This window comes from Flavobacterium sp. FlaQc-47 (genome assembly GCF_044006475.1).
GTDB lineage: Bacteria > Bacteroidota > Bacteroidia > Flavobacteriales > Flavobacteriaceae > Flavobacterium.
This window is the reverse complement of sequence record NZ_JBIPCQ010000002.1, coordinates 245,338-263,293: the sequence shown is the minus strand read 5'-3', so window position 1 is coordinate 263,293 and position 17,956 is coordinate 245,338. Positions and strand designations below refer to the sequence as shown.

The 17,956-nt window shown below is 33.8% G+C and carries 18 protein-coding genes; 14 read left to right on the top strand and 4 right to left on the bottom strand.

Annotated features, from left to right (window positions below; all coding sequences use genetic code 11):
- The first annotated feature begins 20 nt into the window (after nt 1-20).
- The 3 genes from ACHRVX_RS07130 to ACHRVX_RS07120 all read left to right on the top strand — a co-directional run bounded on the left by ACHRVX_RS07130 (nt 21) and on the right by ACHRVX_RS07120 (nt 3,893).
- Nucleotides 21-563: a hypothetical protein gene (locus ACHRVX_RS07130; protein WP_395330693.1), complete on the top strand. Its 543-nt coding sequence runs from the start codon at nt 21-23 to the stop codon at nt 561-563.
- A gap of 324 nt (nt 564-887) precedes the next feature.
- Complete coding sequence (locus tag ACHRVX_RS07125) at nt 888-2,426, top strand: patatin-like phospholipase family protein (RefSeq protein WP_395330691.1); 1,539 nt, start codon at nt 888-890, stop codon at nt 2,424-2,426.
- Nucleotides 2,427-2,465: 39 nt separating this feature from the next.
- Nucleotides 2,466-3,893, top strand: a complete 1,428-nt coding sequence (locus tag ACHRVX_RS07120; RefSeq protein WP_395330689.1) for a tetratricopeptide repeat protein — start codon at nt 2,466-2,468, stop codon at nt 3,891-3,893.
- Nucleotides 3,894-4,140: 247 nt separating this feature from the next.
- Here ACHRVX_RS07120 and ACHRVX_RS07115 read toward each other — a convergent pair whose 3' ends face one another.
- Nucleotides 4,141-4,743 carry a DapH/DapD/GlmU-related protein gene (locus ACHRVX_RS07115; protein WP_395330687.1) on the bottom strand — a complete coding sequence of 201 codons (603 nt, stop codon included), beginning with the start codon at nt 4,741-4,743 and terminating at the stop codon, nt 4,141-4,143.
- A gap of 256 nt (nt 4,744-4,999) precedes the next feature.
- Here ACHRVX_RS07115 and serS point away from each other — a divergent pair, with 256 nt between their 5' ends.
- The 7 genes from serS to proC all read left to right on the top strand — a co-directional run bounded on the left by serS (nt 5,000) and on the right by proC (nt 12,748).
- Entirely contained in the window at nt 5,000-6,271 is a 1,272-nt protein-coding gene (gene serS, locus ACHRVX_RS07110) for a serine--tRNA ligase (protein WP_395330685.1), read from the top strand.
- Nucleotides 6,272-6,356: 85 nt separating this feature from the next.
- Nucleotides 6,357-7,199, top strand: a complete 843-nt coding sequence (gene lgt, locus ACHRVX_RS07105) for a prolipoprotein diacylglyceryl transferase (protein ID WP_395330683.1) — start codon at nt 6,357-6,359, stop codon at nt 7,197-7,199.
- A gap of 90 nt (nt 7,200-7,289) precedes the next feature.
- The gene (locus ACHRVX_RS07100) at nt 7,290-9,071 is read left to right on the top strand and encodes a tetratricopeptide repeat protein (RefSeq protein ID WP_395330681.1); all 1,782 of its coding nucleotides are present in this window, start codon (nt 7,290-7,292) and stop codon (nt 9,069-9,071) included.
- 147 nt (nt 9,072-9,218) lie between these two features.
- On the top strand, nt 9,219-9,530 hold the full coding sequence (locus tag ACHRVX_RS07095) for a DUF4286 family protein (RefSeq protein ID WP_395330679.1): 312 nt from the start codon (nt 9,219-9,221) through the stop codon (nt 9,528-9,530).
- A gap of 222 nt (nt 9,531-9,752) precedes the next feature.
- The gene (gene rsmA, locus ACHRVX_RS07090; protein ID WP_213302846.1) at nt 9,753-10,538 is read left to right on the top strand and encodes a 16S rRNA (adenine(1518)-N(6)/adenine(1519)-N(6))-dimethyltransferase RsmA; all 786 of its coding nucleotides are present in this window, start codon (nt 9,753-9,755) and stop codon (nt 10,536-10,538) included.
- Nucleotides 10,522-11,871, top strand: coding sequence for a magnesium transporter (gene mgtE, locus ACHRVX_RS07085; RefSeq protein WP_395330677.1), 1,350 nt, complete (start codon nt 10,522-10,524; stop codon nt 11,869-11,871). The genes rsmA and mgtE overlap by 17 nt, the downstream gene beginning before the upstream one ends.
- A 100-nt stretch (nt 11,872-11,971) precedes the next feature.
- On the top strand, nt 11,972-12,748 hold the full coding sequence (gene proC, locus ACHRVX_RS07080) for a pyrroline-5-carboxylate reductase (protein ID WP_395330675.1): 777 nt from the start codon (nt 11,972-11,974) through the stop codon (nt 12,746-12,748).
- A gap of 155 nt (nt 12,749-12,903) precedes the next feature.
- On the opposite strand, the gene ACHRVX_RS07075 is transcribed toward proC, so the two are convergent.
- The 3 genes from ACHRVX_RS07075 to ACHRVX_RS07065 all read right to left on the bottom strand — a co-directional run bounded on the left by ACHRVX_RS07075 (nt 12,904) and on the right by ACHRVX_RS07065 (nt 15,348).
- Complete coding sequence (locus ACHRVX_RS07075) at nt 12,904-13,437, bottom strand: hypothetical protein (protein ID WP_395330673.1); 534 nt, start codon at nt 13,435-13,437, stop codon at nt 12,904-12,906.
- 69 nt (nt 13,438-13,506) lie between these two features.
- Nucleotides 13,507-14,652, bottom strand: coding sequence for a Na+/H+ antiporter NhaA (gene nhaA / locus ACHRVX_RS07070; protein WP_395330671.1), 1,146 nt, complete (start codon nt 14,650-14,652; stop codon nt 13,507-13,509).
- A 3-nt stretch (nt 14,653-14,655) separates the two neighbouring features.
- On the bottom strand, nt 14,656-15,348 hold the full coding sequence (locus tag ACHRVX_RS07065) for an aspartate/glutamate racemase family protein (protein WP_395330669.1): 693 nt from the start codon (nt 15,346-15,348) through the stop codon (nt 14,656-14,658).
- A 104-nt stretch (nt 15,349-15,452) separates the two neighbouring features.
- On the opposite strand from ACHRVX_RS07065, the gene ACHRVX_RS07060 reads away from it, so the two are divergent.
- The 4 genes from ACHRVX_RS07060 (at nt 15,453) to ACHRVX_RS07045 (ending at nt 17,786) form a co-directional block, all read left to right on the top strand.
- Nucleotides 15,453-16,394, top strand: a complete 942-nt coding sequence (locus ACHRVX_RS07060) for a 2-hydroxyacid dehydrogenase (RefSeq protein WP_395330667.1) — start codon at nt 15,453-15,455, stop codon at nt 16,392-16,394.
- 183 nt (nt 16,395-16,577) lie between these two features.
- Nucleotides 16,578-16,949, top strand: coding sequence for a DUF805 domain-containing protein (locus ACHRVX_RS07055; RefSeq protein ID WP_395330665.1), 372 nt, complete (start codon nt 16,578-16,580; stop codon nt 16,947-16,949).
- A gap of 14 nt (nt 16,950-16,963) precedes the next feature.
- Nucleotides 16,964-17,347, top strand: coding sequence for a DUF4234 domain-containing protein (locus ACHRVX_RS07050; protein ID WP_395330663.1), 384 nt, complete (start codon nt 16,964-16,966; stop codon nt 17,345-17,347).
- Nucleotides 17,322-17,786: a DUF2752 domain-containing protein gene (locus ACHRVX_RS07045; protein WP_395330661.1), complete on the top strand. Its 465-nt coding sequence runs from the start codon at nt 17,322-17,324 to the stop codon at nt 17,784-17,786. The genes ACHRVX_RS07050 and ACHRVX_RS07045 overlap by 26 nt, the downstream gene beginning before the upstream one ends.
- Nucleotides 17,787-17,956 lie beyond the last annotated feature (170 nt).

Here is a 17,956-nt window from a genome sequence, read left to right as displayed (position 1 = left end):
CAATATTTAAAAAAATCAAAATGGAGGAATTCGGTAAAATAATAGTTTCTGAAACAGCAATGAATAGTGAAAATCTTCAGGATGTGATTCACTCTAATATTTCGGTAATCAATTTAATGCGTGAGGAAGGTGTTGATGATGAGTTTATTCACGAAGATGCTTTGATGAGTTATTATCTTGATTATTATTACTCGCAATATGCCGAAGGAAATTTTGCTCAGTTTGTGCATAAATCCGGTTGGAACAAGGAACTAAACGAACTTATCGAAGAAGGTTTGGCTTTAATTGGCGCCGAAAAACATCTTGAATTGTTCCAGCAATTAAGCAAAAAAGTAAAATTGATGAGCAGTGTTAAGCTGAATAAATTTTTAAGCGGAAAACTTGAAGGCGTAAACCCAACGAGAGATTTATTAATCAACGATACTTTCTACGAAATAGAAGAAAATCTGATTACGCTAAATGCAGATTTCCTTAAAAACCACCCTGACTTTGAAGTGCTTTCGGTTGATGATATGTTTGCTACATTAGAGGAATATGTTGGTCATGAGATTAAGAGAGCTTAATTTTAGGTCCAGAGGTTTCAAGCGGCAAAGGTTCAGAGGTTTTTAGCTGGAATATTTATTTAAGCGGAAAAGGTTTTTTTGCCACAGAGATTCACAGAGTTTTTTTACAGAGTTTCGCAAAGTTGTTGTTTGCGTGTCTACAAGATTTCACGCAAAGACGCAAGGGCGCAAAGAAAATAAAACTTTGCGCCTTTGCGTTTTTGCACGATTAAATTAAAATTTCTTTAGAAAAACTTAGGGAATCTTTATGAACTGTTCTCACTACTTTCTGAAATAACTTTATTAATTTAGCGTTGAGCAATTTAGCGATTAAAAAAGCCCAAAATGAGATACAGATACTGCCTAATATTGCTTTTTCTTCAAACAGGATTTTCTCAAAATAAAATCAACCTTTTTTCAGAGATTAATTATAATTCGATTCCTTCGGTTTCGTTGAGCGATTATAAGTCTGTTCAGGAAAGGGATAAAAAGTTTCAGAATCCTAATATTGCTTTGGGAATTGGGATTTCGGGCGGAGGTTCACGAGCTCAGTTTTTTAGTATGGGCGTACTTTTAGGTTTAGAAGAAATTCAGGAAGCCAATTCTCAGCGTAACTTTTTAAACGAAATAGATTATTTTTCTACCGTTTCCGGCGGTTGTTTTTCGGCAGGATATTATTTAACGATTCTCAAGAATAAACTGTTTTTTGACAATTGCTCTTTCAATGAATTCTACTTTTCTAAAGCCGATGCCTATAAAGATTATGTCGATAAATCGGCTAATATTTTGTCTTTATTAAACAATAGCCGAAATGAAAAAGGCGATAAAATATCGATGACACAACGTATTGATTCGGATATTTTGCAATACGACGCCATAAATCCGGATAATGTCAATAAGTTTGATTCACAAATGTTATTGTCGGATTTTTTTATTCCAAAGGATAGTAAAATAATTCCGTCTTTACCCATGTTTGTAGCGAACGGAACTGCATTTAATAATGGCGAACGTATTCCGTTTATGCCGCATATTATCAGAGGTTTGAATCTTAATTCGTCTTTGGCGCCCAATAAAGCCGAAATTGCCCTGAACGAAAACAAAGTCAATGAAGGTTATAATTTTCCGGTAACTTATGCCATTACGGCGAGTTCTGCATTTCCGGGAGTTTTGCCAAAAGTGAAATTTGGCGTAAAAAATCAGGATAAAATTTTGTGTATTGTTGATGGCGGCGCTTCTGATAATATGGGCTATAAAACGTTGGTCGAATTGCTTCATAACGATACAAAAGTGAATGATAAAAACAAAAAAGCACTTTTTATTGATTGCCTCGGACAAGGAAAAAAAACACCATATATAAGCGATGCAAAAATCAGATTGATTTCGTTATTTGAAACCGCTTCTTTATACACGGTTCAAACGCGATATATGACTTTTGATAAAGATATAGAAAACACTTTTGAGCGTTATAAAATTCCGGTTGCTAATTATCAGATTATTGGCTTTACCACGATTCGGGATTATTTAATGAAAATGGAAAAGGACGATAATTATGAAGATTTAGTGTTTGAATTAAAAAACACAAATGATGAATCAAGTAGTTGGCTCAAATTATACACCAATTTCAAGCAGGAACTGATTACTAAATTTGGCGAAGATTCCTTTAAAAAGGATAAAGACGGAATTGTAATCGTAGCCACTTTAGACAAAGAAAAATTCAGGGATTTATCTGCCAGACAAGTGTTGATGTTGTATGAATATGCATCGCACGTTGAAACAAAACTTAGAATTACTCCTGAAGAACGTGAAATGTTATTATTATCCGGACGTTTTGCAACATTTTTAAAAACTAATGATTTGAAAGAATTGTTAGTTGAACAGAAATAATTTTATCCGTAATTTGGAGTTCTATTTAAACCTTACACTTTGACAAACCAACTCGTCATTTATAAAAAAATAATTTTTGCTTTATTGTTGCTGCCCGTTTTACTTTCTGGTCAGGAAAAAAGTGACAACACGCCTGAAAATGTTTCCCGTTATTTTTATGATGATCATGTAGTTTCGGTTGAAATATGGTTTGGACCCGATAAAAAACCGGACAGCACCAAAACCTATTATTCAAACGGAAAACTAAATGAGATTTTTTATTATGACGATAAAGGATTGAAAGATGCTGATGCTTTTCAGTACAATAAACAAGGTGAAAAACTGGTCACCTGGAATTTTTCGCACGGAAAATTAGTAAGCAGAACAGATCATAAATTGCCTTTTAATACAGACAGGGAAGAAACGGTTAAAAATGCCTTAAAACTAATGACGGAGATTAACGTCAAAACAAATTATAATCCCACGAGAGTTAATGATCTTTTTAATAGGGGTGTTTTGAGTATTAGTCTTGGCAATACAACATTAGCACTTGAAGATTTAAAAAAGGTTGAATATTCTATTGACAAAGATCCAAGCAACAAAAATATTGTACTAACAGATTCATTGGTAAAAAAGCGTGATGCTTTTCGAAGCAAGCTTTATGACAGATTAGCAAGCATTTATGCAGCGCTGGAAATGGAAGGTTTTGCGTTTAATTATTACCACAAAGCCATAAAGAATGCACCTGATGATTTACGCATTTTATACAACTTTGCAACTTTGTTGCAACAACGAAAATTATATGATTTAGCACGCTATTATTTAGAGAAAATTATAGCCGAGAAACCTGAAACACCCCAAGCACAATGGGCACTTGCCAGGTTATTGAGCGATATGGGCGACTATCAAAAAGCGATGGAAAATATTACAATAGCTTTTAAATATGAAAAAGAAATTATAGTCAGAACCACAGCTTATGGCGGAAGGGATTTAAGAACTACTCGCGGTTTATTGTATCATAAACTGGGAGAATCAGATAAAGGAATTGCCGATTTGAAATATGCGCTGGAAATGGATAAAAACAATTCGTATGCAATGAAAAATCTCGGAATCATTTATCTGGATCAGCATAAATACAAAAAAGCCTGCGAACTGTTCCGGAAAGCAAATGAACTCCATTATGCATTAGTTTATGATGAGGCAGATTTATCTTCATTGTTAGAAAGTGCCTGCAATAATGTTCAGCCCGAAATTACAGATCTTAAAAAGCCTTATGTTTTTCCTAATCCTGCTGTTGCAAGTATTTCAGTCATGAATTTTAGTTCAGTTAATTTTGATTATGAGTTTTTTAGTTTTGATTCTATTTCGGTTTTAAAAGGAAAAAGTACAGATGGTAAAATTGATGTTTCGACTTTATCTTCGGGATTTTATGTCCTTAAAGTTTCGAAAGGTGATTTAGTAGAAACTTTTAAAGTGATTAAGGAATAGGTGTATTTGTAATAGCTATTTATGTTGGAAATAAAGCTCCATTGGAGCGCCATATTTATAGAAAATTTATTGTATTTTATTCTAAGCTCCATCGGAGCGATATATTAAGGAGTTAAAGATTTCACCCCGCTGGGGTTTTATATCGAATCAATTTGTTTCTATAAATATATTACCCTGCTGGGGTTCGATTTTATTCAAAATTTAAAAAAATCACTGTATGATTTTTCTTTATCTCTGCTAAATAATCTTATTTCACCTGTTCTATTAATTCCAGTCTTTTTACAATTGAGTTTTTAGCTAATATTGTTCCGGGAGATAATACGGCATTTGCTCCAATTCTGGAATTATCACCAACTAAAGAACCAAATTTATCAGAGTTGGTTTCAATAATTTGAGAATTATAAAGTACCGATATCTTTTTATTTATTCTTTCGTTATAATGATTTGCTGCGATTGAACCCGCTTCAAAATTGATGTTTCTGCCAATAATACTATTGCCGATATAATTAAAATGGGCAATTGCAGTGTTGGAACAAATGATACTGCTTTTTATTTCGCAGCCGGGACCAATTTTTACGGATTTATCTAAAAATACACCTTCTCTAAAATAGGCATTTGCGCCAATATAACAATCCGCGCCTATAATTGCGGGACTTTTTATTGTAACATTATTTTCAATTGTGGCTGATTTATGAATGGCAATATTATTTTCTATTTTATAATCATCTCCAAGATTCAACATCATCTTTCCGATTATATTTTTGAGATCATTGGTAATATTCCAGGGTTCCGATTGATTTAAATCTGTAAAAGTCTTTGAGAAATCTTCAATAAAGTTATCGATTAGCATGTTCTGATTTTTTAAATGCAATTTACTTATTTTTTATTTTCGAAAGGAGATTTCACAGAGGTGCACAAAGTATTTTCACAGAGTTTCACGAAGGAATATTAAAAAAAACTTTGCGCACCTCTGTGTAACCTTTGCGAATCTCTGCGGAATTGCGCATCAAATAACTTTTCCTCCTGAACTTTGTCGTAATCTTAGGAAACATTTCCTTAAATTTGCTTCCATTATAAAAAAATACAATAGTTATAAAAATCAAGCTATGTTACAGATCGCATTTATTAGAGAGAATCAGGAGAAAGTAATCAAGGCTTTAGCAAAACGAAATATCGATGCTAAAAGCGTTGTTGAAGAAGTGGTGCAATTAGACGAAAACCGTCGCGCAACTCAAGTAGAATTAGACAACACTTTATCTGAATCTAATAAATTATCCAAAGATATTGGGGAATTGATGAAAGCGGGAGAGAAAGCTAAAGCGGCAATCTTAAAAGAAAAAACCGTTTCATTAAAAGAAAAAAGTAAAGAATTAGGTGAAAAAGCAGAAGCTCTGGCAACCGAATTAACCCATAAATTATACACTTTACCCAATCTTCCGGCTGATATTGTTCCTGAAGGAAAAACTCCGGACGACAATTTGAATGTTTTTGAAGAAGGTGATATTCCGGTTTTACATGAAGGTGCACAACCTCACTGGGAATTGGTAAAAAAATACGACATCATCGATTTTGAATTGGGCGTAAAAATTACAGGTGCGGGATTTCCGGTTTATAAAGGAAAAGGAGCGCGTTTACAGCGTGCTTTGATCAATTACTTTTTAGATAAAAATACTGCTGCAGGATACAATGAAGTTCAGGTGCCGCATTTGGTAAACGAAGCTTCAGGTTATGGAACGGGACAATTACCGGACAAAGAAGGGCAAATGTACCACTCAACAATTGATGATTTATATTTGATTCCAACTGCTGAGGTTCCGGTTACAAATTTGTTTCGTGATGTTTTATTAAGCGAGACTGAATTACCGGTTTTATACACCGCATATACACCATGTTTCCGTCGTGAAGCGGGTTCTTACGGCGCACACGTTCGTGGATTAAATCGTTTACACCAATTTGATAAAGTAGAAATCGTGCGCGTTGAACATCCTGATAAGTCTTATGAAGCACTGGACGGAATGGTAGAACATGTAAAAGATATTTTGAAAGAACTGAAATTGCCATATCGCGTTTTACGTTTATGTGGCGGTGATATGGGATTCACATCGGCTTTGACGTATGATTTTGAAGTATTTTCTACAGCGCAGGATCGCTGGTTAGAAATTAGTTCAGTTTCTAACTTTGAAACTTTTCAGGCAAATCGTTTGAAATTACGTTTCAAGGACAAAGACGGTAAAAACCATTTGGCTCACACATTAAACGGAAGTTCACTTGCTTTGCCTAGAGTTTTAGCAGGAATTTTAGAAAATTACCAAACGCCGGAAGGAATCGTAATACCGGAAGTTTTACGCCCTTACTGCGGATTTGATATTATAAATTAAGAATATAGTTTTCAGTTTTTAGTCTCTGTTTACAGTTTTACACTGCACTGAGAATGAAAACCGAGACTGCGACTAAAAACTGACTATGACCAATGGAGTTTTAAACTGGAATGTTGATCCTGTTATTTTTATGATAACAGACAGCTTTCCGTTAAAATATTATGGAGCTTTTTTTGCCTGTGGTTTATTATTGGGTTATGCAATTGTAAGAAGGATTTACAAAAAAGAACATCTTTCGTTAGACAATCTGGATAGTTTACTCGTATATGTAATAGTCGGGACCATTTTAGGCGCGAGATTAGGACATTGTTTCTTTTATGAACCTTCCTATTTTCTTCAGCATCCAATAGAAATCCTTTTGCCAATCCAAAAAGTTGCCGGAGTTTATAAATTTGTCGGTTTTCAGGGTTTGGCAAGTCACGGAGGAACAATTGGAGTGCTTACGGCGATAATTTTATATTGCCGAAAATATAAGGTTAAGTTCTTGTGGCTTCTGGACAGAATGGCTGTTGGAGTTCCGGTTACCGGCGCTTTTATAAGATTGGGGAATTTTATGAATTCTGAAATCTACGGAAAGCCAACTAACGGAAATTGGGGCGTAGTTTTTCAAAGAGATGATATGATTCCCAGGCATCCAACGCAATTGTATGAAGCATTTGCATATTTATTGATTTTCGGAATTTTATTGTACATGTATAAAATTGAAAAAATCAGAAATGCCAGCGGATTAATTTTTGGAACTTTCTTCATGCTTTTATTTGTGGCAAGATTTATAATTGAATTTTTCAAGGAAAATCAGGAAAGCTTCGAGAATAACATGATTATCAATATGGGACAAATATTAAGTATTCCGTTTATAATAATAGGTTTGGTATTGGTAATCTGGAAAATGAAAAGTCTACAGTCGCAGTCACAGTTTCCAGTTTAATTGTACTGAAAAACTGCTACCGGGACTGAATACTGAGACTGCGACTGAAAACCCGCGACTTTAAAAAGACAGACTAAAAAAAACTGAAATATGAAAAATATCTTTATTTATATCGTTTTATTGTGGTCTACTTTTGCAATATCTCAAAATGAGCAACTGGCGCAATACTACTATGATAAAGGTGATTTTGAAAAAGCAAAAATCAGTTATGAAGAGCTTTTAAAAAGTTCGCCGTCCAATACCCAATATTTTTTAAGAACAGTTGAATCTTATCAGCAATTACAACAGTTTGATTTAGCTCAAAAAGTAATTCAGGAGCGATATAACAGATACAAACAAGGTGTTTTTTTAGTAGAATTAGGATATAATTTCCAACTTCAAAAAAACGAATCGAAAGCCAAAAGCTACTACGATCAGGCTATCGAAAAAATCAAAACAAATCCAAATGATGTTTACGGAATAGGGAATTCTTTTGAGAAAAAAGTATTACTGGAATATGCCTTAAAATCCTATCAAACGGCAATGCAGGTTCAGCCGAATTACAATTTTAATTTCCAGATTGGAATGTTGTATGGGCAGTTAGGAAAAACAGATCAGATGATTGACCTTTTGCTGACAGAATCTTATACTAATCAGCAAAATGCTAATTTAATCCAGACGCAGTTATCCCGTTTCATGAATGGTGAAACTGATAACACAGCTTTTAAAGATGCAATGCGTAAAGCATTAATCCTGAGAACCCAAAAAGATCAGGATGTATTCTGGAATCATTATTTGAGTTGGTTTTATGTGCAGCAAAAAGAATTTGGTAAAGCCTTTATTCAGGAAAAAGCAATTTATAAACGTGATCCGGAATCACTTTCGAGTATTGTCAATTTAAGTCAGTTTGCCTTAAACGGAGATGATACTGATACGGCAACTGAGATTTTGAACTTTATACTTCAAAACACAAAAGATCTGGATTTACTAATTCAGACCAATTCGTATTTAATGCAAATTAAAATCGATAAAGCGCAGGAAAAAGACTATCCAATTATCAATACTGAGTTACAACAATTGCTTACTACCTATGAAATAACTCCTTTTACCTTATCTTTGCAAATAATTCAGGCGCATTTCCTGGCTTTCAATCTTAAAAAGACTGAAGAAGGAAAGGCAATTGTGAAAAAAGCTTTAGAATTAAATTTAAATGAGTATCAGCAAGCTGACGCAAAGATGGAGTTGGCGGACATTTTGCTTTTAGAAGAAAAGTTCAATCAGGCGTTGATTTATTATTCGCAGATTCAATTGGATCTAAAGAATGATGTAATGGCGCATGAAGCAAGTTTAAAGGCGGCAAAAACAAGTTATTACAAAGGTGATTTTGAATGGGCTTTGAAACAATTTAAAGAGTTGAAAGCGGCAAATACGCAATTAATTGCAAATGATGCCCTGGAATATTTTTTACTGATAAATGACAATACGGTTGCTGATTCGACACAAACAGCTTTAAAACAGTTTGCCAAAGGTGATTTTTTAATGTACCAAAATAAAAAACAGGAAGCGATAAGTCAGTTTCAGATGATTTTGAAAACCTTTAAAGGACAGGAAATTGAAGCCGTAACATTGTTGCGTTTAGGTAAAATCTATGAAAGTCAAAAAGATTATAATTCGGCTTTAAGCCAATACCAGCAGATCATAGACAATCATAGCGACGGAATTTATGTTGATGAAGCGTTGTTTTTTTCGGCAGAGATTTACAACGACGAATTAAAAGATACAGAAAAAGCAAAACCTTTGTATGAAAAGGTAATTTTTAACCATCAGGATAGTATTTACTTTGTTGATGCCAGAAAAAAATATAGAGAGTTAAGAGGAGACAAGAATTTATAAGTTTGGTTTAATTGGTTATTCGATTAACCGTTTAACCGAAAAACGATTAAACAAAAAGAATTAGTAATACTATGATTTAAAGATTTTAATAGGCAACAGTAAAAAACTCAGAACCTTAGAATCTTAGAATCTCAGAACCTTAAAAAAATGATTATTTACAACGTTACCACAAATATACACGAGAGCGTTCACGACCAATGGCTGAAATGGATGCAGGAAAAACACATACCGGAAATTCTGGCGACACAAAAGTTTTCTTCGGCAAGAATTGTAAGGGTTTTAATTGAAGAAGAAATGGGCGGAATAACCTATTCTGTTCAATATGTTACGGATAGCAAAGAAACTTTAGAACAATATTATATTGAAGATGAACCAAAATTTCATCAGGAAGCTTTGGATTTATTCGCGGATAAAATGCTTTCTTTCAGAACAGAATTGGAAGTGATTTCAGAGCATTAAAAGTTAGTTTTCAGTCTCGGTCTTCAGTTACAGAAATAAGGGATGAAAAATTGCCCACAGGTTTAGCGGGTTAAACGGGTTTGCACAGATAATTTATGAGGTTTTGAATTTGTAAAAATTTGTGCAATTTGTGGTGAAACATAATAAAAAATAATACTTTGCGTCTTTTAGCATCTTAGTGGCAAAAATACCTTAGTGCCTTCGCGGCAAACAAAATAAAAAATGGAAAAAGTAAAAGCCAAAAAACATTTAGGACAACATTTCCTGAAAGACGAAAGTATCGCTAAAGCAATTGCAGATACTTTGAGCTTAAAAGGATACGATGAGGTTTTAGAAATAGGACCGGGAATGGGTGTGTTGACTAAATATTTGCTTGACAAACCAATTAATACACACGTGATTGAGATTGACACGGAATCAGTGGTGTATTTAGGTGAAAATTATCCAAAATTAAAAGATAAAATTATCTCTCAGGATTTCCTGAAATACAATATTAGCGAGGTTTACAAGGATAAACAATTCGCAATTATTGGAAATTTCCCCTATAATATTTCAACACAAATCGTTTTTAGAACTTTAGAATATAAACATCAGATTCCGGAATTTTCCGGGATGTTTCAAAAGGAAGTTGCGGAACGAATATGCGAGAAAAAAGGCTCAAAAGCGTACGGAATCTTATCCGTTTTAGCTCAGGCTTTCTATGTTACAGAGTATTTATTTACTGTAGACGAAAATGTTTTTATTCCTCCGCCCAAGGTCAAATCGGGTGTGATGAAAATGACCCGAAAGGAAGATTATAGTCTTCCATGCGGTGAAAGGTTGTTTTTTACAGTGGTAAAAACGGCTTTTCAGCAAAGACGAAAAACATTACGTAACAGTTTGAAAACATTAAATTTATCAGATGAATTGCGATTAGACATTATCTTTGATAAGCGTCCGGAGCAATTAAGTGTAGAAGAATTTATTGTTTTGACTCAAAAAATAGAAGCCGATGGAGTTCAAAGTTAGTAAAGATTTAATCCAACAGTTAGAGGAGCATATTGTTAATAGAAACGACAAGGAACTTGAAGTTTTACTTAACGATCTGCATCACGCAGATATAGCCGAAATCCTTGACGAACTGGATTTTGACGAAGCAACTTATATTTTTAAGGTATTAGATAGTGATAAAACAGCAGAGATTCTTCTTGAATTAGAAGATGATTTGCGTGAAAACATCCTAAGCCGACTTTCACCTAAAGAAATTGCGGAAGAGCTTGATGAGCTTGAAACAAATGATGCTGCGGATATTATCGCTGAGTTATCTCAGGAAATAAAAGCCGAAGTTATCTCGGAAATGATTGACGTTGAACACGCAAAGGACATTGTTGACTTGTTGCGTTACGACGAAAATTCTGCCGGTGGTTTAATGGGAAAGGAGTTAGTAAAAGTCAATGAAAACTGGAATGTACTTACTTGCGTAAAAGAAATGCGTATTCAGGCAGAAAATGTTTCCAGAGTGCATTCTATTTATGTAGTTGACGATGAAAACCGGCTTAAAGGCAGATTGTCTCTAAAGGATTTATTGACGACTTCTACCAAAACACAAATTGGAGATATCTATATTAGAAAATTAAATTTCGTAAACGTAGATATGGAAGATGTTGAGGTAGCACGTATTATGCAAAAATACGATTTAGAGGCCATTCCGGTTGTTGATGAATTGGGGCGTTTGGTGGGTAGAATTACTATTGATGATATCCTTGACGTAATCAAGGACGAAGCTGATAAGGATTACCAATTAGCGGCGGGTATTACACAAGATGTTGAGTCAAATGATAGTGTTCTGGAATTAACAAAAGCACGTTTGCCGTGGCTTTTAATAGGAATGGTGATTGAAATTGTGGCGTCATTTGTTTTAAAAGGAAACGAAGCTACTTTTCAAAAATATTCAACCCTGATTATTTTCGTGCCGTTACTTTCTGCAACCGCGGGAAATATTGGTGTTCAGGCATCGGCAATTGTTGTTCAGGGTTTGGCTAACGGAACCTTAAAAGAATTTAGCCGTGGTTATTTCAGTAAGGAAATTAGTGTTTCCATGATTTCCGGAACTATCATATCACTTCTTTTATTGGCGTATCACTCTGTAATGTACCAACAATATTTAGTGGGAATTGCAATTTCAATCTCTATGATTGTAGTGATTTTATTTGCTGCAACTTTAGGAACTTTAGTGCCGCTTTTTTTACATAAAAACAAAATTGACCCTGCAATTGCAACAGGTCCATTTATCACTACAACCAATGATGTTTTTGGAATTATGCTTTATTTCGGAGTAGCCAAACTGATTCTTGGGTTTTAAGTTTTTGCAACAAATTAGTAGAATGCAGTGATTTAAGATCTGTAAAATCTGTGTAATTTGTGGCTGAAAAATATGCTATTAACCAGCCAATAAATAAGCAATGAAAGTACATATCATAGGAGGAGGGAATCTTGGGGTTTCTATAGCCTTAGGAATTGCAAAATTCTCTAAAAACAATCAGGTTACCGTTACAAGACGAAATATTGCCAGTATCGAATATTTATCAGAATACGGAATTACGGTTTCATCTGATAATAAACATACTATTCAAGAAGCCGATGTGGTGATTTTAACTATAAAACCGTATCAGGTGGATACTGTTTTAGCCGAAATTTTACCGGCAATTCAGGGAAAAACAATTGCTTCGGCAGTTAGTGGTTTATCTTTGGATGTGCTTCAGGAAAAAACAAATAATGCTTTTCCGGTAATCCGAATTATGCCCAATATTGCGGCACAATTTGGAGAATCAGCAACCTGTATTTCTTTCCCTGAAAAGTACAGAGAAAAAGCATTGCCAATTGTCGATTTATTTCAGGATTTAGGAACTGCTCCTGTTATCGATGAAAAATTAATGGATGCGGCAACTGTTCTTGGCGCATGCGGAACAGCTTATGCTTTACGATATATTCGCGCTTCGATGCAAGCCGGAATCGAAATAGGATTTGATTCTCAAACTGCATTAGCAATTGCAGCACAAACCGTAAAAGGAGCTGCAAAAATGTTACTGGAGGAAAAAGTACATCCGGAACAATTAATCGATCGTGTAACGACGCCTCAGGGTTGTACAATCGTTGGTTTGAACGAAATGGAACATAATGGTTTCAGTTCATCCCTGATTAAAGGAATTAAGACTTCGTTGAAACAGATTAAGGGTTAGCTTTAAAGAAATTCCAATATTTAAAAATCCCAAATTCCAACCTTTGTAAGTGTGGAATTTGGGATTTTGTTTTTTAAGTTTCTTCGGAATGACAAAAATTACGAATAATTGGAATTTGGAATTTAAAAAATTTGGAATTTATCTCATTAAAAATTTTACTTCTTAATCAATTGAATATACTTCCTGCCACATTCTGAAATTTTAGTATAGGAATTCATTGAATTTCCGTAATTCTGGATTGTAAGCGTGTCTTTGACGTAGCTGGCATCAATTCCTGTTGGAATTTCAGGTTCTTTAGTTGCTGAATCTGCAATTGAATCAGATTCTTCTTCCTGACTAATATCTCCTTCAAATTCATCCCATTTTATTCCTTCCAAAATGATATATTTTTCACCTGATTCATTGGTTGTAAAACGCGCAATGCCTTTTAGTTTTCTAAGGTTTGTTTGTAGAAAATACGAGTAACCGTTTTTCTCTTTTTTAATTTCGACCGAAATTTTACAATCTCCGGTATTATTTTCGTCTGGTTGTGTTGCGTAAAGACCTTCAATAGATGCTTCTTTTTGATTTGTTTGAAGTGCGATATCGGTTTCAGATGATTCTTTTTCTGCTACAGGCTTTTCTTTATTATTACAAGATGAAAAAAAGATTACGAAAAGAATAAAAAGAAAATTATGGATTGATTTCATAGTTAAACTGTTTTCTGTGTTATCATTTAGTTTGTCAATATTGTTAAACGTTTAGTTATCCGAAAAAAATTAAACGGCTTTTTTCTTTCCCAAAATATATTTGAGATAAACAAAACCAATAATTCCGGAAAGCACCGAAGCAATCAGAATTGCGATTTTAGAAAAAACAATGACTTCAGGATCTTTAAAAGCTAAAAGAGTGATGAAAATGGACATGGTAAAACCAATTCCGCCTAACATTCCTGCGCCTAAAATATGCGCCCATTTTAAACTTTTTGGTAAAGCGCATAAACCTGCACTTACTCCAATTGAGGAAAAAAGTATAATTCCTAGAGGTTTTCCAATTACTAAACCTAAAATGATTCCAAGAGTATTGGGATGACTTAAACCTTGATGCCAATCTGATTGTATGGCAATACAAGTATTTGCAATGGCAAATAAAGGCAAAATTAAAAAAGCAACCGGTTTGTGTAAAAAGTGCTGTAATCTATACGAACTTGATTTTTCACCTCCATCGCCAAACGGAATTACAAAAGCCAATATTACGCCGGTAATTGTAGCATGAACACCGGAATTTAGCATAAAATACCACATTGCAACTCCTCCAATTAAATAGGGAATCAGGTTTTGAATCTTCATTCGGTTTAAAATAAATAAGAACCCCCAGATTCCTACTGCAATTGCTAGATTTACAAAAGCAATTGAAGTGGTATAAAAAATTGCAATCACTATAATAGCGCCTAAATCGTCAATAACGGCTAATGCTGTTAGAAATACTTTTAATGAGGCAGGAACTTTTTTTCCTAAAAGTGATAAAATTCCAATTGCAAAAGCAATATCAGTCGCCATTGGAATTCCTGCTCCGTTTTGAGTTGCGGTTCCAAAATTCAACGCAAGGAAAGTAGCTGCCGGAACTAACATTCCGCCAAAAGCCGCCATAATAGGTAAAGAAGCATTTTTGAAACTCGAAAGTTCTCCGTGATAAATTTCACGTTCCAGTTCTAATCCAATCAATAAAAAGAAAATGGTCATTAACCCATCATTGATCCAATGTGTGATCGAATGTCCAAATAAATCGTTTTCCCATAAAGCAATATATTCGGTTTGAAAAGTAGAATTGGCAAGATATAAGGATATTACTGTAACAAAAAGCAATAGTAATCCTCCTGACTTTTCGTTTTCAAAAAAAGATTTAAAAGTTTTGGTTAATTTCATATCTTATTTTAATGCAAATTCAACAGCTTTTTTTGCGTGAATTTCAGCGGTGTTAAACAATTTGGCAGTGGTGAATTCATTAGTAATTAGCAGTTCAATTTCTGTACAGCCTAATATAATTCCTTCTGCACCCTTATCAATTAAATCGGTTATTATTTCTAAAACAATATTTCTGGAATCAGTATTGATTATTCCTTTTACTAATTCATCATATATAATTCGGTGTATGTTAGCTCTTTGTTTCTCGTCTGGAATTATGGTTTCAATTTGGTGTTTGTCTAATAACCGACCTTTAAAAAAGTCCTGTTCCATCGTAAATGATGTTCCAAGCAAGCCAACTTTTTTAAAATTATTTTCTTTAATTTTTTCAGCAGTTGCGTCGCCAATATGAATTAGAGGAATCGAAGTGTTTTTTTCTATTTCATCAGATAATTTATGCATTGTGTTTGTACATAAAACAATAAAATCAGCACCGCCTTTTTCAAGTTTCTGAGCAGCTTCGATCATTAATTGACCTAGCTTTTCCCAGTTTCCTTCTTTTTGCAATAATGCAATTTCAGCGAAATCGACAGAATACAACAAGCATTTAGAAGAATGAACACCGCCTAATTTTTCCTGAATGGTTCGGTTTATTATTTGATAATATAATGAAGAACTTTCCCAGGACATTCCTCCAATTAGACCAATTGTTTTCATAATGTGTTTTATGCGAATTTAAGCATTTCTTGTTGATTTGAATTTGTTTATAATAACAAAGGCTATTTTTTGTTACTTTGTTTCCTTATAAAATTCTTTAATTTATGAGCATAAAAATTTTACATATCGACAGTAATCACCCCATCTTGTGGCAACAATTAGAAGACGCCGGTTTTGAAAATCACGCCGATTTTAAATCTTCTAAAGAAGAAATTGAAGCTAAAATTCAGGATTATAACGGAATCGTAATTCGAAGCCGTTTTAAAATTGATAAAACCTTTCTGGATAAAGCTACCAATTTAAAGTTTATTGCCAGAGTTGGCGCGGGTTTAGAAAGTATCGATTGTGATTATGCCCAGGCAAAAGGAATTCATCTAATCGCTGCTCCGGAAGGTAATCGCAACGCTGTTGCAGAACATTCACTTGGTGTAATTTTGTCCTTATTCAATAATTTAAATCTGGCTGATGCCGAAATTAAATCAGGACAATGGAATCGTGAAAGTAATCGTGGTCATGAATTAGACGGCAAAACGGTTGGAATTATTGGTTATGGAAACATGGGAAAAGCTTTTGCCAAAAAACTTCGCGGTTTTGATGTAGAGGTTTTATTTCATGATATTGTAGAAAATATAGGAGATGAAAATGCCAGACAGGTTTCGTTGCCGGAATTACAGCAAAAAGCAGATGTTTTAAGTCTGCATCTTCCGTGGACGCCCGAAACAGATAAAATGATTAATTCAGCTTTTATAAATGCGTTTACAAAGCAATTTTGGATAATAAATACATCTCGCGGTAAAAATATAGTTACAGCAGATTTAGTTGAAGCTATGAAGTCTAAAAAGATTCTGGGAGCAGGATTGGATGTCTTGGAATATGAGAAGTTATCTTTTGAAAACTTATTCCAGGATAAAAACACACCGGCAGCATTTCAATATTTACTCGAAGCAAAAAATGTTCTTTTAACGCCTCATATCGCCGGATGGACATTTGAAAGTCATGAGCGTTTGGCGCAGGTTATAGTAAATAAAATCAAATTAATTTTCTAATAAAATTCTTAGCTTTTTGTTTGGATTTTAATAACAAGTCTTTTCTGTAGAATAAAGTTATTTAGAATTAGTTTTTATAAGTATTTTTTTTTAATATTGTTTGAGATTTTAACAAAATTTTAGATAATAAGGAGTAGCCGAAAATCCTAAAAGAGTAGGTATTAACTAACTAATTTTATAATTATGATTGAATGGTACAAAAAAGTAGTTTTTGAAAACTATGCAAATTTTGAAGGAAGAGCAAGAAGAAAAGAATATTGGATGTTTTTTCTGGCTAACTTTATTATCAGTATTGTTTTAGGTTTTGTCCTTGGACTAATTTCACCAACTCTAGGTTTGGCGGCAAATGTTTACAGTTTTGCAGTTTTGGTTCCTTCTATTGCAGTTGGAGTTAGAAGGATGCATGATGTAGGTAAAAGCGGATGGTTTCTTCTTATCCCAATCTACAATTTAATTTTGGCTTGTACAGAAGGTGATAAAGGAGCAAATGAATACGGTCCTGATCCTAAAAATGGATTTAATGAAATCAACGAAATCGGAAAAGTTGATTTGTAATACTTTAGTATAAAATGGAGAATAATTTACACGATACATCTAACAAGTTTAGTGAACCAATCCCGGTATTTAAGGTAGATCCTGTAATGGTCTTGGTTTTAGGTTTTTTAACTTGTGGATTATATTTGATTTACTGGAATATTAAAGTAGCTGAGGTTTTTAATGCCGTAGCCGAAAGAGAAGTTATTTCTCAGCCTATCGCCATTTTTGCCGGATGCTGTATGCCTGTAAATATTTATTTTTATTACCTGGCAGGAAAAGAAGCATTGCCTAAAGTTTATGAAAAAACAGGTCAGCCTCAAAAAGATGAGTCAACAATATTAATTGTTTTAGGATTCTTTTTTCCTATCGCAGCAGCAATGATTGTACAGGGTGACATCAATAGATTATACAAATAATAACAGAATAAAACGTAAAATTTACGGAATTATCGGTGCAGCAATTACACTGATAATTCCGTTTTTTTTAATGCTTGGTAATCATAATGATCATCTGGAATCAGATCAGTCGTTTTGCCCTTTCAAAATGGTTACAGGATTTCCTTGTCCGGGTTGTGGTATCACGAAATCATTGGTTTATTTCTATCAGGGTGATTTGTACAAGTCTGTCAGTTATCATATTTTAGGACCTTTTGTGATTGTATTTTGCTGGTTGACCATTATTGTCTTAACGACAGAAATTATTACCAAAAAAGAATACTTTACCGGACTTTTATACAATCGTAAACTGGCCTACAATATGGCTTACTTTTTAGTCATTTATCATCTGGTAAGATTGGTTCTTTTTATTAGAAATAGCTCTTTTGATGATATATTACATCAGTCCATATGGTTTTAAACATAAAAATGCATTTGATAACAAATCAGTTTTTTTATGTCTTTTTCTGTTACTTTAATGACTTATACGGGATGGCTTTAAAACCTTTTACAAAGTAATATTGCAGCTTTAAACGAAGTAAATTGTTCTTTTTAAACGGATCCAGATATAAAAGTAATTATTTCTAATCC

Bases quoted from the DNA above. Each gene is read 5' to 3' on its own strand.
- ACHRVX_RS07130 (WP_395330693.1), top strand. From the start codon at position 21: ATGGAGGAATTCGGTAAAATAATAGTTTCTGAAACAGCAATGAATAGT.
- ACHRVX_RS07125 (WP_395330691.1), top strand. From the start codon at position 888: ATGAGATACAGATACTGCCTAATATTGCTTTTTCTTCAAACAGGATTT.
- ACHRVX_RS07115 (WP_395330687.1), bottom strand. From the start codon at position 4,743: ATGCTAATCGATAACTTTATTGAAGATTTCTCAAAGACTTTTACAGAT.
- serS (WP_395330685.1), top strand. From the start codon at position 5,000: ATGTTACAGATCGCATTTATTAGAGAGAATCAGGAGAAAGTAATCAAG.
- lgt (WP_395330683.1), top strand. From the start codon at position 6,357: ATGACCAATGGAGTTTTAAACTGGAATGTTGATCCTGTTATTTTTATG.
- ACHRVX_RS07100 (WP_395330681.1), top strand. From the start codon at position 7,290: ATGAAAAATATCTTTATTTATATCGTTTTATTGTGGTCTACTTTTGCA.
- ACHRVX_RS07095 (WP_395330679.1), top strand. From the start codon at position 9,219: ATGATTATTTACAACGTTACCACAAATATACACGAGAGCGTTCACGAC.
- rsmA (WP_213302846.1), top strand. From the start codon at position 9,753: ATGGAAAAAGTAAAAGCCAAAAAACATTTAGGACAACATTTCCTGAAA.
- mgtE (WP_395330677.1), top strand. From the start codon at position 10,522: ATGGAGTTCAAAGTTAGTAAAGATTTAATCCAACAGTTAGAGGAGCAT.
- proC (WP_395330675.1), top strand. From the start codon at position 11,972: ATGAAAGTACATATCATAGGAGGAGGGAATCTTGGGGTTTCTATAGCC.
- ACHRVX_RS07075 (WP_395330673.1), bottom strand. From the start codon at position 13,437: ATGAAATCAATCCATAATTTTCTTTTTATTCTTTTCGTAATCTTTTTT.
- nhaA (WP_395330671.1), bottom strand. From the start codon at position 14,652: ATGAAATTAACCAAAACTTTTAAATCTTTTTTTGAAAACGAAAAGTCA.
- ACHRVX_RS07065 (WP_395330669.1), bottom strand. From the start codon at position 15,348: ATGAAAACAATTGGTCTAATTGGAGGAATGTCCTGGGAAAGTTCTTCA.
- ACHRVX_RS07060 (WP_395330667.1), top strand. From the start codon at position 15,453: ATGAGCATAAAAATTTTACATATCGACAGTAATCACCCCATCTTGTGG.
- ACHRVX_RS07055 (WP_395330665.1), top strand. From the start codon at position 16,578: ATGATTGAATGGTACAAAAAAGTAGTTTTTGAAAACTATGCAAATTTT.
- ACHRVX_RS07050 (WP_395330663.1), top strand. From the start codon at position 16,964: ATGGAGAATAATTTACACGATACATCTAACAAGTTTAGTGAACCAATC.